Annotated in this window: 16 protein-coding genes; 3 read left to right on the plus strand and 13 right to left on the minus strand. The window is 70.3% G+C overall.

Features of this window, described 5'->3' with window-relative positions; translation table 11 throughout:
- Position 1: 1 nt before the first annotated feature.
- The 13 genes from ACYVLJ_RS12005 to ACYVLJ_RS12065 all read right to left on the minus strand — a co-directional run bounded on the left by ACYVLJ_RS12005 (position 2) and on the right by ACYVLJ_RS12065 (position 12,705).
- Complete coding sequence (locus tag ACYVLJ_RS12005; RefSeq protein ID WP_460438668.1) at positions 2-1,285, minus strand: MlaD family protein; 1,284 nt, start codon at positions 1,283-1,285, stop codon at positions 2-4.
- Positions 1,285-2,580: an MlaD family protein gene (locus tag ACYVLJ_RS12010; protein ID WP_460438669.1), complete on the minus strand. Its 1,296-nt coding sequence runs from the start codon at positions 2,578-2,580 to the stop codon at positions 1,285-1,287. The genes ACYVLJ_RS12005 and ACYVLJ_RS12010 overlap by 1 nt, the downstream gene beginning before the upstream one ends.
- Positions 2,577-3,818, minus strand: a complete 1,242-nt coding sequence (locus ACYVLJ_RS12015; RefSeq protein ID WP_460438670.1) for an MlaD family protein — start codon at positions 3,816-3,818, stop codon at positions 2,577-2,579. Before ACYVLJ_RS12015 ends, ACYVLJ_RS12010 begins: the two co-directional genes overlap by 4 nt.
- Positions 3,819-3,820: 2 nt before the next feature.
- Positions 3,821-4,636 carry an ABC transporter ATP-binding protein gene (locus ACYVLJ_RS12020; RefSeq protein ID WP_460438671.1) on the minus strand — a complete coding sequence of 272 codons (816 nt, stop codon included), beginning with the start codon at positions 4,634-4,636 and terminating at the stop codon, positions 3,821-3,823.
- A 28-nt stretch (positions 4,637-4,664) separates the two neighbouring features.
- A complete protein-coding gene (locus tag ACYVLJ_RS12025) occupies positions 4,665-5,474 on the minus strand; it encodes an ABC transporter permease (protein ID WP_460438672.1) in 810 nt (269 codons plus the stop codon).
- Between the two features lie 13 nt (positions 5,475-5,487).
- Entirely contained in the window at positions 5,488-6,402 is a 915-nt protein-coding gene (locus tag ACYVLJ_RS12030) for an MlaE family ABC transporter permease (RefSeq protein ID WP_460438673.1), read from the minus strand.
- A 149-nt stretch (positions 6,403-6,551) separates the two neighbouring features.
- Positions 6,552-7,106: an RNA polymerase sigma factor gene (locus tag ACYVLJ_RS12035; protein ID WP_460438674.1), complete on the minus strand. Its 555-nt coding sequence runs from the start codon at positions 7,104-7,106 to the stop codon at positions 6,552-6,554.
- A 94-nt stretch (positions 7,107-7,200) separates the two neighbouring features.
- The gene (locus ACYVLJ_RS12040; protein WP_460438675.1) at positions 7,201-8,211 is read right to left on the minus strand and encodes a phosphotransferase family protein; all 1,011 of its coding nucleotides are present in this window, start codon (positions 8,209-8,211) and stop codon (positions 7,201-7,203) included.
- Positions 8,208-9,080 (minus strand): acyl-CoA dehydrogenase family protein, encoded by an 873-nt coding sequence (locus tag ACYVLJ_RS12045; protein ID WP_460438676.1) that lies wholly within the window; start codon positions 9,078-9,080, stop codon positions 8,208-8,210. The genes ACYVLJ_RS12040 and ACYVLJ_RS12045 overlap by 4 nt, the downstream gene beginning before the upstream one ends.
- 70 nt (positions 9,081-9,150) lie before the next feature.
- On the minus strand, positions 9,151-9,348 hold the full coding sequence (locus tag ACYVLJ_RS12050) for a hypothetical protein (protein WP_460438677.1): 198 nt from the start codon (positions 9,346-9,348) through the stop codon (positions 9,151-9,153).
- A 12-nt stretch (positions 9,349-9,360) separates the two neighbouring features.
- Positions 9,361-10,371 carry a CaiB/BaiF CoA transferase family protein gene (locus tag ACYVLJ_RS12055; RefSeq protein ID WP_460438678.1) on the minus strand — a complete coding sequence of 337 codons (1,011 nt, stop codon included), beginning with the start codon at positions 10,369-10,371 and terminating at the stop codon, positions 9,361-9,363.
- 1 nt (position 10,372) lies between these two features.
- Complete coding sequence (locus ACYVLJ_RS12060) at positions 10,373-11,530, minus strand: acyl-CoA dehydrogenase family protein (protein WP_460438679.1); 1,158 nt, start codon at positions 11,528-11,530, stop codon at positions 10,373-10,375.
- Positions 11,531-11,538: 8 nt separating this feature from the next.
- Positions 11,539-12,705 (minus strand): thiolase family protein, encoded by a 1,167-nt coding sequence (locus ACYVLJ_RS12065; protein WP_460438680.1) that lies wholly within the window; start codon positions 12,703-12,705, stop codon positions 11,539-11,541.
- Positions 12,706-12,846: 141 nt separating this feature from the next.
- Here ACYVLJ_RS12065 and ACYVLJ_RS12070 point away from each other — a divergent pair, with 141 nt between their 5' ends.
- Genes ACYVLJ_RS12070 through ACYVLJ_RS12080 form a run of 3 tightly spaced genes read left to right on the plus strand, consistent with a single transcriptional unit; the run spans position 12,847 to position 15,260 of the window.
- Entirely contained in the window at positions 12,847-13,824 is a 978-nt protein-coding gene (locus ACYVLJ_RS12070) for an NAD(P)H-dependent flavin oxidoreductase (RefSeq protein ID WP_460438681.1), read from the plus strand.
- Positions 13,811-14,566, plus strand: coding sequence for a 3-hydroxyacyl-CoA dehydrogenase (locus ACYVLJ_RS12075; protein WP_460438682.1), 756 nt, complete (start codon positions 13,811-13,813; stop codon positions 14,564-14,566). Before ACYVLJ_RS12070 ends, ACYVLJ_RS12075 begins: the two co-directional genes overlap by 14 nt.
- A gap of 34 nt (positions 14,567-14,600) precedes the next feature.
- Positions 14,601-15,260, plus strand: a complete 660-nt coding sequence (locus ACYVLJ_RS12080; RefSeq protein WP_460438683.1) for a TetR/AcrR family transcriptional regulator — start codon at positions 14,601-14,603, stop codon at positions 15,258-15,260.
- Positions 15,261-15,268: the final 8 nt, after the last annotated feature.

A 15,268-nucleotide genomic window follows, 5' to 3' on the forward strand; every position in this document is an offset into this window, starting at 1 on the left:
GTCAGTTCCTCCCACCGAGCAGGCCCGGGCCCTGGGCGCGGTCCTGCGTGGCCTGGCCCGGGGCCGGGTACGGGTTGCGGGCCACCGGCGTCAGCGCGTTCAGCGGCGTCACGCCCGCGGTCAGCCCGGCCAGGCCCGGCAGGACGAGTTCGACGCGCATGTAGTGGCGGTCGCCCGCGTGCCCGGCGAAGACGAGCCCACCGTGGTAGGCGAAGTCGCCGATCTCGGGCGCGTACGGCGCGAGCGTCTGCAGCAGCGACGTCAGCGCGGGCAGGCCGTCGCCGAGGCGGGCGACCAGGGGCCGGAGGTCGGCAAACGTCTGCGTCAGGCTGTCGACGGCCGGGGTCGCCTGGCTGGCGAAGCCGGGAACCTTCTGCAGCTGCACCGGTGCTTCCCTCAGTACCCCGCGAACGTCGGGAATCGCGTTACCGAGGGACTTTGCACCGGTCCGCAGGTCCGTGACGGCGGCGCGCGCGTCGGCCAGCGGCTGCGTCAGGGAAGCGGCGGCCGCGGTCCCGTGCTTCAGGAGGTCCGGAGCAGCCTTGAGGGTGTCCGCCAGGGGCTTGCCGTCGTCGACGTTGATCGCCTGCAGCGTCTGGTCAAGCTGGCTGACCAGCGACTCGACATCCTTCTGGCGCCCTTCGAAGCGACCGGCCAGGCGGTCGGCGCTGGCCAGCAGCGCGGGTAGGTCGGCTTCGCGGGACGAGACCGCCGAGCTGACGACACCGGTGTCTCCGAGCAGGTCCGGCAGCGCGCCGAGCAGATCGTGCAGGTCCTGGCTGTGCCCGGCCATGCCGGTGCCGAGCTGCCGCACCGCACTCGTGGTGGCGTCGCGGGTGGGCTGGTCGAAGACGTCGAACAGCCGCGAGATGTCCGCGGAGCCTTCGGTCGCCGACGGCGGGATGACGCCGTCGCCGAGCGTGGGCTGGGACGCGTCGCCGGGCAGCAGCTCGACGAACTTCTGGCTCAGCGCCGACTGGTCCCAGATCGCCGCGCGGGCGTTGCGGTAGACCGCCTGGGTGCCGTCCAGCTCCATGGTGACCTGGGGGCGCCCGTCGACGAGATCGACCGAGGCGACCCGGCCGATGCGCACGGAGTTGCGGCGGACGTCGGCGCCCGCGGTGAGGCTGCCGACGTCGTCGAACGCCGCCTTCACCTCGGTCCGGGACGAACCGGGCAGGCCCTGGTCCGCCGTCAGCGACACGTAGGTCACGACGCCGGCGAGGGCGAGGATGACGAGGCCGAGGTAGAACGACCAGCCTTGGGCGCGGGAGACGCGAGCCATCACGACCCCCCGCCAAGCAGCTGTCCGATCAACGACTTCTCCTGGTCGACGGTGAGCCCGGTGGCGTTGCCGGGGTCGGGGACGGCGGGGGCCTGTTCAGGCGCGCTCTTGCCGCCGCCGGGAGAGCCGAGCGCTTCGGCCTGGACGGTCTGCAGCAGCGGCTTCGGAGTGGCGACCAGCATGCCGCGGAAGTAGTGGGACACCGAGTCGTAGCCGGTGCAGGCCAGGCCCCAGCCGGTGATGGTCGCCAGCAGGCCGTCCATGTTGTCCGCGAGGTCGCGGCCAAGCGGGATTGAAGCCACGGACGCCTTGTGAAGGTCGGCTAGCTGTGGCTGCAGCGCCTTGACCAGCGGCGCGGCCTGGTCGAGGAGCGTCTTCGCGTGGTCGAGCACCGGGCGGGCCGCGGCCAGCGCGGGATCGGCGGTGTCGGCGAAGGACTTCAGCTCCTGGCTGATCTGGGTCAGGTTGTCCGTCGTCGGGCGGACGTCGGCGAGCATCGGCGTCGCTTGCTGGGCTACCCCGGCCAGCTGCTGGACTGCCCGGCGGGCGTTGGAGAGAAAGCCGGGCAGCTCGGTGAGCGTGGCCTGCAGGGCTTCGCGGTTCGACGAGATCGTCGTCAGCGTGCGGCTGAAGGACTCCACGAGCTGGTCGAGGTTCTTCCCGCCGTTCGCGGCGAGCGCCCCGGCCACCGGCTGGACGCGGTCGAGCAACTGGGTCAGGACGCCGTTTTGCTCCTGGAGGATCCTGCTCAGCTCGCCAGTCTGGGTCATCGCGGGCTGGAGGGCCTTGAGTGCGGCGTCGATGTCGCCCGCGCGGCCGCCGGTACCCTCGCCGAGCGTCGTGACGAGCGCCGCGAGGGCGGTCGACGTGGGGTCGTCGAGGGAGTTGAGGACCTGGTCGAGGTCCACCGACGCGCTGGTGTGGTCGACGGCGATCGCCTCCCCGGCGGGCAGTTCCGGCGCCGCGGCCGTGCCGGGGTCGAGCTCGACATACCGCTCGCCGAGGAGGCTGACCGGGCGGACGGTCGCGCGGGCGTCTTGGTGCAGCGGCAGCACGCCGCGGTCGACGGCCATCTCGACCCGGGCCTGCCCGTGGTCGAGCGCGATGCCGGTGATCGTGCCGATCTGCATCCCGCGCAGGTTGACGGTGTTGCCGGGGATCAGCGGCGAGGCGTCGGCGAACAACGCGACCACGGTGGCCTTGCCGTCGTCCTTCTTCCCTTGCCAAACCAGCACTCCGGCCGTGGCGACCGCGGCCACGACGACCACCGTCACGGCAATGCGCAGCTTCTTCATCGCATGCCCTCCCCGTTCGCGTCGGCCCACGGCTGCCCGCCGGCCTCGCCCGGCTTCGGCGCGATCTGCCGGGTGAACCCGGGCAGGCTGTGCACCGGGAGCCCGTTCACGCTCGTCGGCGAGGCGACGACCAGGCCGTTGATGTAGTGGCCGGTGGAGTCGTAGTCGGCGAACACCGAGCCCCAGTTGGCGAGGAACCCGGCCAGTTCCGGCGTGTACGGACGTAGATAGCGCAGCGTCGGGGCGAGCCCCTGCACGGCGGAGTTGAGACCGGGCGCGGTGTTGTGGACGCCGTCCAGCAGGCCCGGCGTGTAGTTCAGCAGCGTGCTCGCCGCGTCCAGGGTCGGCCGCAGGTCGGCAATGGTGGGCCGCAGGTCCTGCAGCAGCGGGCCGAGGTTCCCCGCGACCGAGGGCAGCTTGTCCGCGGCTGGGCGGAGGTCGTCGAGCAGCGGCTTCGTGGCGTCGGTGGCCGCGGGCATCTTGTCCAGGCCTGCCTTGGCGTCCTGGAGCGTGCCGGGCAACGCGCCGAGGGCGTTCGCGAGTTCTTCCTGCTGGCCCGCGGCTTTGTCGGCCAGGGTCGCGAGGTTGCCGACGGTGTTCCGGAGCTTGTCCTGCCGGTTGGCCAGGACCGTCGTCATGTCGTTGAGCTTTCCGACCAGCTCGTGGATCGCCGGGCCGTCGTGGCCGATGGCGCCGAGGACCTCGCCGAGCGCCTGCACGGTCGGCCCGGCGGTCTTGATCGTCGCGTTGAGGTCTGGCTGGCGGTCCTTGAGCGTCTGGTCCAGCTGCTTGACCACACCGTCCACATGGGACCGCGTCTGCGGGTCGAGGACCTCGAGGACGTCTTCGACGTTCACCTGCGGCCGGGCTTCGACGAGACCGCCGGCCGGGATCTCGGGGTTGACCGAAGGGCCCGGCTTGATCTCGATGTTGCGCTCCCCCAGCACCGAACGCGTCTCGACGGTGGCGGTGGTGCCCGTGTGCAGCGGGGCGTGGGCGGCGTCGATCGACACCGTGATCACGGCTTGGTTGTCCTTGGCTTCGATCGACTGGATCTGGCCGACGTCGGTACCGTTGGCCCGCACGGGCGCGCCGCCGACGAGCCCGGCCGCGGACGGCATGACGAGCCGGACCTGGTAGCCGCCGACGGTGTCGCGCGACCACCACGTGTAGCCGAGCGCGACCGCGGCCGCGACGACCACGAGGCCGCCGAACGCGAAGATCCTCCTGCGCAGCATGGTCAGTCCATCCCCAGCGGCCCGGCCGAGTCCCCGGCGAGGAACTGGCGCACGAACGGGTCGTCGGAGGCGAAGGCCTCTTCGGTCGGCCCGTAGTGGATCAACCGTCCCTTCCAGATCAGGCCGACGTAGTCGCTGACCTTGCGCGCGGTCCGGATGTCGTGGGTGACCAGCACGTAGGTGCCGCCGTGCTCGGCGTGCATCTGCAGGATCAGGTCGTTGAGCAGGCTGGTGCGCACCGGGTCGAGCCCGGAGTCGGGCTCGTCGAACAGGACGACCTCGGGGTTCATCACCAGCGCCCGAGCGAAGCCGGCGCGCTTGCGCATACCGCCGGAGATCGAGCCGGGCTCCTTGTTCTTCGCGGCCTCGAGGCCGACCTCGCTCAACCGGTTCATCACGATCTCGGTGATCTCCGACTCGGGCAGGTCGGTGTGCTTGCGCAGCGGGAAGGCCACGTTGTCGAAGACGTCCATCGACCCGAACAGCGCGCCGTCCTGGAACAGCACGCCGAAGCGCTTGCGTAGCTCGTAGCGGTGGTCCTCGCCGGCCTGCCAGATGTCGTCGCCGAACACGCGCACCTCGCCGGAGTCCGGCTCGAGCAGGCCGACGATGTGCTTGAGCAGCACGCTTTTCCCGGTGCCGGACGGGCCGAGCACCGTGGTGATCGCGTTGTCGGCGAAGCTCAGGTTCAGCCCGCGCAGGATGTCGAACGAGCCGAACGACTTGTAGACGTTGCGGATTTCGACGGTCGCGCCGCCGGTCCCGGCGGCTCGGTGCAGCGGCTGGGTGAGCGTGGCGTCGTTGACTGGAGCGGGCATGGGACCTCCGGGAACGGGTGGGCGGCGTTCAGTTGCCGATGGGTGCGTTGGGGAAGCCACCCCAGAACAGCTGCTGGCAGATCATCCCGACCACGCTGATCAGGACCATGTTGACGAGCATCGACTTCGCGGTGTTCATGCCGACCCCGACCGGGCCGCCGCGGGCGTTGAAGCCGTAGTAGCAGGCGACCAGCACGATGAGCGTGCCCGCGACCATCGTCCACAGCAGCGAGAACAGGATGTCCAGCGGGCTCTGGAACGCCCAGAGCACCGCGGAGAAACCGCCTTCGGACACGGTTCCGAGCATCGGGACGAGGATGAGGTAGGACGCGACGTACATCAGGCCGAGGCCGACCAGATAGAGGAACGGCATGGCGATCCACGCGGCGAGCACACGGGTGCCGACGAGGTAGGGCTTCGGCCGGATGCCCATCACCTGCAGGGCGTCGATCTCCTCGGTGATCCGCATCGACCCCAGTTCGGCGACGATGCCGCAACCGACTTTCGCGGCGAGGATCCACCCCCACATCTCGGGCGCGCACGTGCGCAACCCGCCGAGCGCGGGGAACACCGCGACCAGGCCCTGGGCACCGAACTGGCGGCTGATGTAGTGGCCTTCGACGGCGAACACACCGCCGATGACGAACTCCATCCCCCAGATCACCAGGCCGCTGGACAGCACGAGAATTCCGGCCTGGCGCAGCACTTCCGAGGTGTACAACCGGGTCTTCCCGACGCTGCGGATCGCGCCGGCGGAGAACCGCACCACGTCCGCGGTGTTTTCGAGGAACTGGCCGACCCGTCCGAGGGACGCGCGCCGGTGCACCACGTTGGTCATCGAACGCCCTTTCTCAGCGGACCGTTTGCATTTCGGGGTTGAGGCCGAGCATGATCGAACTGAACGCGAAGTCGACCAGCCAGATGACCACGAACGAGATCACCACGGCCTGGTTCACCGCCCGGCCGACACCGATGGCGCCACCCTGTGCGGTGAATCCCTTGTAGGAGCAGACAACGCCGATGACGAGGCCGAACACAGCGCTCTTCACGAAGCTGCCCCAGACCTCGATCGGGGTCAGGTTCGCATACAGCGTCGAGAAGTATTCGCCGCCCGAGACACCACCGAAGACGATGATGCCGAACAGTCCGGAAAGGACGGCGATCATGATGGCGACCAGGTTCAGCAGCGCGGTCATGAACACGGCGGACACCACGCGCGGGAGCACGAGCTCGCGAACCGGGTCCATGCCCAGCACGCGCAGCGCGTCGAGTTCTTCGCGCACGCGCCGGGCGCCGAGGTCCGCGGCGAGGGCGGCACCGATGATGCCGGCGACCACCATGGAGTTGATCCACGGCGAGAACTCGCGGACGCTGGCGATGAAGAAGTACTGGCCGTACCGGTTGTTGGCGCCGATCAGGGTGGTGAAGTTGATGCCGAGGATCGCCACCATCACGCCGAAGGTGAACACGGCGAGGATCATCGGGAACCAGCAGAGCTTCAGCAGCGTGTACATCTCGTCGCGGACCGCGCGCCAGTAGCCGACCGGGTGCCGGATCGCGCTCCACACGACCTTGCCGAGCAGCTGCGCCATCGCGCCCGCCTGCTCCAGCGGCCCGAAGACCGGCTTCGGGACTTTCGCCGCCACGGGCGGCTTCTCGAACGTCGGCGGCGGCCCGGGCGGCAGGTCGGCGAGCACCGCCGCGGACCCGAGCCCGCTGACCGCGGGATCACCGGGCCGGGACACCCGGCCGTCGGAGTTCGCCATTCTCGTCTCCTGGTTCACCGGCTCCGTCGCCGGTTCGTCGCGTCGTTGCGGACCAGTTATCTACAAACGTTAGGTTAAATCTATGGGCGTTAGTTTAAACACAAGGCTCACGCCTTCGTCAACCCGAACAGGGGGGTATATTGCGCCGATCAGGCGCAGACGGCGGCGGCCAGCTGGCGCACCGCCCGGTGGTTCAGTTGCCGGATGGCCACTTCGGACCGGCTCATCAAGGACGCGGTCTCCGTCACGGAGTAGCCGTGCACGCGCCGCAGCAGCAGACACTGCCGCTGCTCGGCGGTCAGTTCGGCCAGCCTTCGGGAGACGGCGTCGAGATCCAAAGCGGCGAGCACCCGGTCTTCCGGCCCATCCACCGCCCGCTCCAGCGCGACGTCTTCGGCGACGACTTCGCGACGCTGCCGACTCGACTTCCAGTAGTCGTAGGCCAGGTTGCGCGCGATCGTCAGCAGCCAGGCCCCGATGTCCTTGCCCTGGTAGCGGACGTCGCGAATCGCCTGCAGCGCGCGGATGAACGTCTCACTCGTCAGATCTTCCGCCGTGGCGAGGTCGAAGGGTCGCCCGAGGAAGTAGGTGATCAACGTCCTTGAGTAGCGCCGGTAGATGTGCTCGAAAGCCGACGAGTCGCCATCCTGGACCGCATGCACCCACGCCCAGGTGTCTTCCGGCTTCCACTCCCAGCGCTTCATGCCCCGTCGCCTCCTTGCGATCCGGGTACACGATCCTCAATGGACCGATTTATCTAATGGTAATAGATAAACTCGGCCTACACCGCTAGTCCGATCAGGTGAACCGGAGTCCGGCGGCGACGAGGGCGGGCACGGCGGTGCCGATCGTGTCGAAGCCGGAGCCGACGGTTTCGCCGGCGAGGTGACGCTGGTGGATGCCGTCGGCGATAACGGCGAGCTTGAAGTGCGCGAGTCCACGGTGGAACCGCAGCTCATCCAGGTCGCGCCCGGTCTTCGCTGCATAGCGTTCGGCCAGTTCGGACATGCCCGGAAACCCGGGGTTGGCGCTCGGCGCGTGCCGGACGCCGAGCACCGGCTCGGTGGCCGGGTCCCAGTACGCCTGCAGCAACGCGAAATCGGCGAGCGGGTCATCCAGGGTGGCCATCTCCCAGTCGACGACGGCCAGCACACGGCCCGGGTCGTCCTTGGCCAGGATCGTATTGTCGAGCCGGTAGTCGCCGTGCACGATGCTCGCGTCGCCGTGCCCGGGTACCGATCCCGCCAGTCGTGCGTGGAGAGTCAGAAGGTCTGGAAGGTCACGGGTGGCGACCTTGTCCCACTGTTCACGCCAGCGCCGGACTTGCCGCTCGAGATACCCTTCCGGCCGGCCGAAGTCCGCCAGGCCGACGTCCGCGGGCGACACGGCGTGGAGCGCGGCCGGCGTGTCGACGAGTGCTTCACCGCACCTGCGCGCATCCCCTTCGGAGAGGGTCTCGGCGTCGTCGCCGTCCTGCAGGGTCCGTCCGTCCACGAAGGACACAACCGCGAACGGGACGCCGAGCACGCCGGTGTCCTCGCAGAGCGCCACCGCGTCCGCGACGGGCACCCGAGTTCCTTGGAGAGCGGCGACGACGCGGTACTCGCGGGCCATGTCGTGCGCGGTCGGGGTCAGCGGGCCCAGCGGCGGGCGGCGCAGCACCCACCGGTGCGTGCCTTCGGCGACGAGGTAGGTCAGGTTGGACTTGCCGCCGGTGATCAGGCTGACGTCGATGTCCCCCGCCGAGTCCGGAACGTGGCCGGCGAAGTAACGGCGAAGTTTCCCGAGATCGATTCCAGGCGGGGTCATCGGCGCAGCGCCCGGCGCGCGATGGACCAGCGGTGCGTCTCGGACGGCCCGTCGTAGATCCGGAACGGCCGGACTTCGCGGTAGAGGCGGGACAGCGGCGCGTCCCCGGAAATGCCGAGCGCCCCGCAGACCTGCAGCGACCGGTCGACGACCCGGTTCACGGCCTCGGCGACGAACGTCTTGGTGATCGACGTGCTCTGCGCGGCGCGCGCCCCGGTGTCCAGCTCCCAGCACGTCTTGAGGATCAGCGCGCGGCTCGCCTCGATGTCGATCTCGTTGTCGGCCAGGTGCTGCTGCACCATGCCGAGGTCGCCGAGCCGGCTGCCGAACGCCTGCCGCGTCGACGCGTGCCCGAGGGCGATGTCGGCGGCGCGGCGGGCGGTGCCGAGCCAGCGCATGCAGTGCGTCGTGCGGGCGGGCCCGAGCCGGACCTGGGCGTACTCGAAGCCCTTGTCGGCCTCGCCGAGCACGGCGTCGTCCGGGACTTCCAGGTTCTCGAAGAACAGCTCCGCATGGCCGCCGAAGAAGCTCTCGTCCAAGGTGTCGAGGTCGCGGAGGTGGCGGAAGCCGGGCGTGTCGGTGTCGACGAGGAACATAGTGGCGCCGCCGCGCGAGCCGGGTTCGCCGCTGGTGCGGGCCATGACGATCGCGAACCCCGCGCCGGTCGCGCCGGTGATGAACCACTTGTGCCCGTTGATCACCCATCCCGCGGACGTCCGCTCGGCCGTCGTGGCCAGCGCTGTCGGGTCGGATCCCGTGCCGGGTGCCGGTTCGGTCATGGCGAAGCAGGACCGGACCTCGCCCGCGGCCAGCGGACGCAGGTAGCGCTCCCGCTGGGCCTCGGTCGCGACGTGTTCCAGCAGGTGCATGTTGCCTTCGTCCGGCGCCCGCCGCCTCGAACACCGGGGCACGGTCACGCATGTCCAGGCCGAGGCCGCCCTACTGCGTGCCGACGTGCGAGCTGAAGACGTCCGCCTCTCGGGCCGCGTCCTGCAGGTGCCGTCGCAGGTCGTCGGGCGCGTCGTGCGCGGATCCGCGGTGCTCGGCCTCCGCCGGGAGCACGACGTCCCGGACGAGTGCTTCGGTCCGCCGGACCACTTCGGCCACGTCGGTGCCGTGGTCGAACGAAACTGCCACCGTCTTTCTCCTTCAGTCGGGCACGGTCCGGGAGAACCTTGGTGCGGGCGCGGCCTGCGGGACGCCGTCGACCACCGTGAGGGTGCCGCGCGCGACGAGATGCGGGTGCTCGCGGGCTTCTTCGAACGTCAGCACCGGCGTCACGCAGGCGTCGGTGCCGTCGAAGACCTTCGCCCAGTGGTCGCGGGGCGCGCTGTGGAACGCCTCGGCGAATCGGGCGCGCAACGCCGGCCAGCCGGTCCGGTCGAGCCGGTCGGGCAGGTCGGCCTCCAGGCCGAGCCCGGCGAGCAGCTGGGCGTAGAACTGCGGCTCGATCGCGCCGACCGCGACGTACCGGCCGTCGGCGCACTCGTAGGTGTCGTAGAAGGGCGCGCCGCCGTCGAGGAGGTTGGTGCCGCGCTCGTCGGACCACTCCCCTCGCCCGCGCATCGCCCACATCATCTGCAGCAGCACGCTGACGCCGTCGACCATCGCCGCGTCGACGACCTGCCCCTGCCCGGACCGCTCGCGTTCCCAGAGCGCGGCGAGGATGCCCGTGAGCAGCAGCATCGACCCGCCGCCGAAGTCGCCGACGAGGTTGAGCGGCGGCACCGGGCGTTCGCCGGCGCGGCCGATGGCGTGCAGGGCGCCGGTGATGCCGAGGTAGTTGAGATCGTGCCCGGCCCGCTGCGCGAGCGGGCCGTCCTGGCCCCAGCCGGTCATGCGGCCGTAGACGAGCCGCGGGTTGCGCGCGAGGCAGTCGTCCGGGCCGAGGCCCAGCCTTTCGGCGACACCGGGCCGGTAGCCCTCGATGAGCACGTCGGCCTGCTCGACGAGCCGCTGGACCCGCTCGAGGCCTTCGGCGGTCTTGAGGTCCGCGGCCACGAAACGGCGGCCGCGGAGCAGGGCGTCGCGGTCCGTGCTCCCGGACCGTTCCACGCGGGTGACGTCGGCACCGAGGTCGGCGAGCACCATGGCGGCGTGCGGGCCCGGGCCGATGCCGGCGAGTTCGACGACCCGCAGCCCGGCCAGCGGTCCGGCCACCTCAGGCCTCCGATCGCGCGAGGTCGCGGCCGATGATCTCCTTCATGATCTCGGTCGTGCCGCCGTAGATCGTCTGGATGCGCGAGTCGACGAACGCGCGGGCGACCGGGTACTCGAGCATGTAGCCGTAGCCGCCGTGCAGCTGCACGCACCGGTCGATGACGCGCTTCTGCAGCTCGGTCATCCACCACTTGGCCTTGGCGGCGTCGACCACCGACAGCCGGTCTTCGTTCAGCGCGAGGACGGCGGAGTCGTGGTAGGCGCGGGTGACGTCCAGCTCGGTCGCGATCTCGGCAAGCACGAACCGCGTGTTCTGGAAGTCGCCGATCGCCTTGCCGAAAGCCTTGCGCTCGAAGCAATACCGCTTGGTCTCGGCGAAGATCGCCTCGGCACTCGCCAGCGCCGCCGTGCCGATGGAAAGCCGTTCGAGCGGCAGCCGTTCCATGAGGTGGACGAACCCGCGGCCCTCGGTGCCGAGCAGGTTCGCCGCGGGCACCCGGACGTTGTCGAAGTACAGCTCGGCGGTGTCCTGCGCGCGCAGGCCGACCTTGTCCAGCTTGCGGCCGCGGGTAAAGCCCGGCGTGCCCGTCTCCACGACGATCAGGCTGAACCCGCGCGACCCGGCGTCCGGGTCGGTGCGGGCCACGACGATGACGAAGTCGGCGTTGATGCCGCTGGTGATGAACGTCTTCTGGCCGTTGACCACCCACTCATCGCCCTCGCGGACGGCGGTGGTGCGCACGCCCTGCAGGTCGCTGCCGGCGCCGGGCTCAGTCATCGCGATGGCGCCGATCAGCTCGCCGCGAGCCATGCCGGTCAACCACCGCCGCTTCTGCTCCTCGGTGCCGAGGTCGGCGATGTAAGGCACGATGATGTTGTCCTGCAATGAAAAACTTGAGATCAGCGACGTCGCGCCAGCCTTCGCGAACTCCTCGATGACGACGACCTGGTAGCGGTAGTCGGGCTGCCCGCCGCCGCCGTACTCCTCGGGGACGGCCAGGCCGATGACGCCCTGCTTCCCCGCGGCGAGCCAGACCGGGCGGTCGATGAGGCGGTCTTCGTCCCAGCGTTCCAGGTTCGGCGTGACCTCGCGGGCGACGAACTCCCGGACCAGCTCGCGGTAGGCGTGGTGGTCGTCGGTGAACAGGGTGCGGTCCATGGGGGCTCCTAGAGACGTTCGATCAGCGTGGCGTTGGCCATGCCGCCGCCTTCGCACATGGTCTGCAGGCCGTAGCGGCCGCCGGTGGCTTCGAGGTGGTTGAGCAGCGTGGTCAGCAGCCGGGTGCCGGACGCGCCGAGCGGGTGCCCGAGGGCGATCGCGCCGCCGCGCGGGTTGAGCCGCTCGGGGTCGGCGCCCAGCTCCCGCTGCCACACCAGCGGCACCGGCGCGAAAGCTTCGTTGACCTCGTAGGCGTCAACGTCGTCGATGCCGATCCCGGCGCGGGCGAGCAGCTTCTGCGTGGCGGGGACGACGCCGGTCAGCATCAGCAGCGGGTCGCTGCCGGTGACGGCGAAGCTGTGGAACCGGGCCCGCGGCCGCAGTCCCAGCGCGTTCGCCTTCTCCTCGCTCATGATGAGCACGGCGGAGGCGCCGTCGGTCAGGGGTGACGAGTTGCCCGGGGTGATCTTCCAGTCGATCTCCGGGAACCGGCTGCCGATAGCCTCGTCGCGGAAGGACGGCCGGAGCCCGGCAAGCCCGTCGGCGGTCGTGCTCGGGCGGATCGTCTCGTCGGCCGCGTGCTCGCCGACGGCGACGATTTCGGCGGCGAACCCGCCGGCGGCCGCGGTCGCGGCGGCGCGGGCGTGGGACCGGGCCGCGTACTCGTCGAGGTCTTCGCGGCTCAGCTTCCAGCGCGCGGAGATCAGTTCGGCCGAGACGCCCTGGTTGACCAGCCCGTCCGGGTACCGGGCGGCGACGGCCGGACCGGCGGCGTCCTGGCCCATGCTCGCCGTGCCCATCGGGACCCGGCTCATCGACTCGACGCCGCACGCGATGACGACGTCGTAGCTGCCCGCCAAGACGCCCTGCGCGGCGAAGTGGGCGGCCTGCTGGCTCGAACCGCACTGCCGGTCGATCGTCGTCGCGGGGACCGACTCGGGGAATCCGGCGCCGAGCACGGCCGACCGGGCGATGTTGAGCGCCTGCTCCCCCGCCTGCCCGACGCAGCCGCCGATGACGTCGTCGACGAGAACCGGGTCGACGCCGGTGCGCCGGGCCAGCTCGCGCAGGACGTGGCTGAGCAGTTCGGTGGGGTGCGTGCCGGCGAGGCCGCCTCCTGGTTTCCCTTTGCCGGACGGGGTGCGGATCGCGTCGACGATGACTGCGGTGGTCATGAGGGTCCTCCTCGCTCTCCCTTACCTAACGATCGCTAAGTGGTTTTGCGCCGTCAAGGGAGACCGAGGTCACGACTTTACCTAGCGCTCGCTAAGTACGGTGTTATCGTCGGAAGACGCCAACCGGAGGCGGGACGAGCGATGCGAACCAGGTTCACGGAGGTGTTCGGGGTCGAGCACCCGATCGTGCAGGGCGGCATGCAGTGGGTCGGCCGCGCCGAGCTGACGGCGTCGGTGGCGAACGCGGGCGGGCTGGGGTTCTTGACCGCGCTGACGCAACCGACGCCGGAAGATCTGGCGAAGGAGATCGCGCGCTGCCGCGAGCTGACGGACAAGCCGTTCGGGGTGAACCTGACGATCCTGCCGTCGATCAATCCGCCGCCGTACGCGGAGTACCGGGACGTCATCGTGGAATCCGGCGTGCCGGTGGCGGAGACGGCGGGGTTCAACCCGGCCGAGCACCTGCCGGCGTTCCGCGCGGGCGGGGTGAAGGTGCTGCACAAGTGCACCAGCGTCCGGCATGCGGTGAAGGCCCAGGCGCTCGGCGTCGACGGCATCTCGATCGACGGCTTCGAGTGCGCGGGCCACCCCGGCGAGGACGACATCCCGGGGCTGATCCTGATCCCGGCCGCGGCGAACCAGATCACCATTCCGATGGTCGCGTCCGGCGGGTTCGCCGACGCACGCGGGCTCGTCGCGGCGCTGGCGCTGGGCGCGGACGGGATCAACATGGGCACCCGGTTCCTGGCCACGGTGGAAGCCCCGGTGCACGAGAACGTCAAGCAGCGGCTGGTGTCCGCATCCGAACGCGACACGGAGCTGATCTTCCGGCCGCTGCGCAACACCGCCCGCGTGGCCAGCAATGTGGTCTCCCGCGAGGTGGTGTCCCTTTTGGACGACGGCGGCGAGTTCGCGGACGTCCGCGACTTGGTGGCGGGCGCGCGGGGCCGGAAGGTGTTCGAGACCGGCGGCCTGGACGTCGGCATCTGGTCGGCCGGGCTCGCTCAGGGGCTCATCACGGACGTCCCGACGGTCGCCGAGCTGATCGCGCGGATCGTCGATGAGGCCGAAGTGATCGTGAACGACCGATTGAAGGGAATGACAAGTGGACATCAGTGACGCGGTCGCGGTGGTGACCGGTGGAGCGTCGGGCCTCGGCCTGGCGACGGTTAAGGAACTGCAGTCGCACGGCGCGAAGGTCGTCATCGTCGACCTGCCCTCCTCCGAGGGCGAGACGGTGGCGAAGGAGCTGGGCGCGGTGTTCGCCCCTGCGGACGTCACCGACGAAGCGACCGTGTCGGCGGCGCTGGACAAGGCGGCCGAGCTGGGGCCGCTGCGGATCGCGGTGAACTGCGCGGGCATCGGCAACGCGATCAAGACCGTCGGCAAGAAAGGCGTCTTCCCGCTCGCCGACTTCACCAAGGTCGTCAACGTCAACCTGATCGGCACGTTCAACGTGATCCGGCTGGCCGCCGAACGCATCGCCGCGACCGACCCGGTCGGCGAGGAACGCGGGGTCATCGTCAACACGGCCTCGGTCGCCGCCTTCGACGGCCAGGTCGGGCAGGCCGCCTATTCGGCGTCCAAGGGCGGGATCGTCGGCATGACGCTGCCGATCGCCCGCGACCTGGCGAGCCTGCAGATCCGGGTGGTCACGATCGCGCCGGGGCTCTTCCACACGCCGTTGTTCGCGACGCTGTCCGAAGAAGCCATCGCTTCCCTGGGCGCCCAGGTCCCGCACCCCTCGCGGCTGGGTGACCCGGCCGAGTTCGGCGCGCTGGCCCGGCACATCGTCGAGAACCCGATGCTCAACGGCGAAACCATCCGCCTCGACGGCGCCATCCGGATGGCCCCGCGCTGACGGATATCCTGACGGCCGGCACAGGGAGGACGCGATGCAAGGCTCGGCCGAGCCGGACACCCGGGACGACTGGCTCGACTTCGGCGCGCCCGACCTGAGCCCGATCCTGGCCGCGACGCTCGACGTGATGTACGAGCACGGCTTCCACGGCGCGACGGTGCGGGACATCGCCCGTCGCGTCGGGCTGACCGTGCCCGCGTTGTACTACCACCACGAAAGCAAGGAAGGCCTGTTCGTCGCACTACTCGAGGTCGGGACCGGTGAGGTCGCCTGGCGGGTCCGCGCGGCCGCGGCGGAGGCGCCCGGCCGGCCCGACCTGCAGTTCGTGAACGTCGTGCGCGCGGTCGTGCTGCACATGACCCACCACACCCGGCTGGCCGCGCTCGACCAGGAGCTGCGTTATCTCTCGCCGGCGAACCGCAAGCGGTACGCGGCGCGGCGCAAGGAGGTGGAGACCGCCCTGGTCGACATCGTCGGGGCCGGGATCGAGGAGGGTTACTTCCTGCCGCGCGACGCCCGCGAGACGGCGCGGGCGCTGCTCGGGATGTGCCAGTCGGTCGGGCGCTGGTACTCCCCCGACGGCCCGCTGACACCCGACGAGGTGGCGGAGCGGTACATCGACATCGCCCTGCTGACCGTGGGCATCGAGAAGCGTCCGGGACCGCGGCCGGTGCGCCGCCGTCGCGCGCGTTGACCAGCTCA

This window comes from Amycolatopsis stemonae (assembly GCF_054781455.1).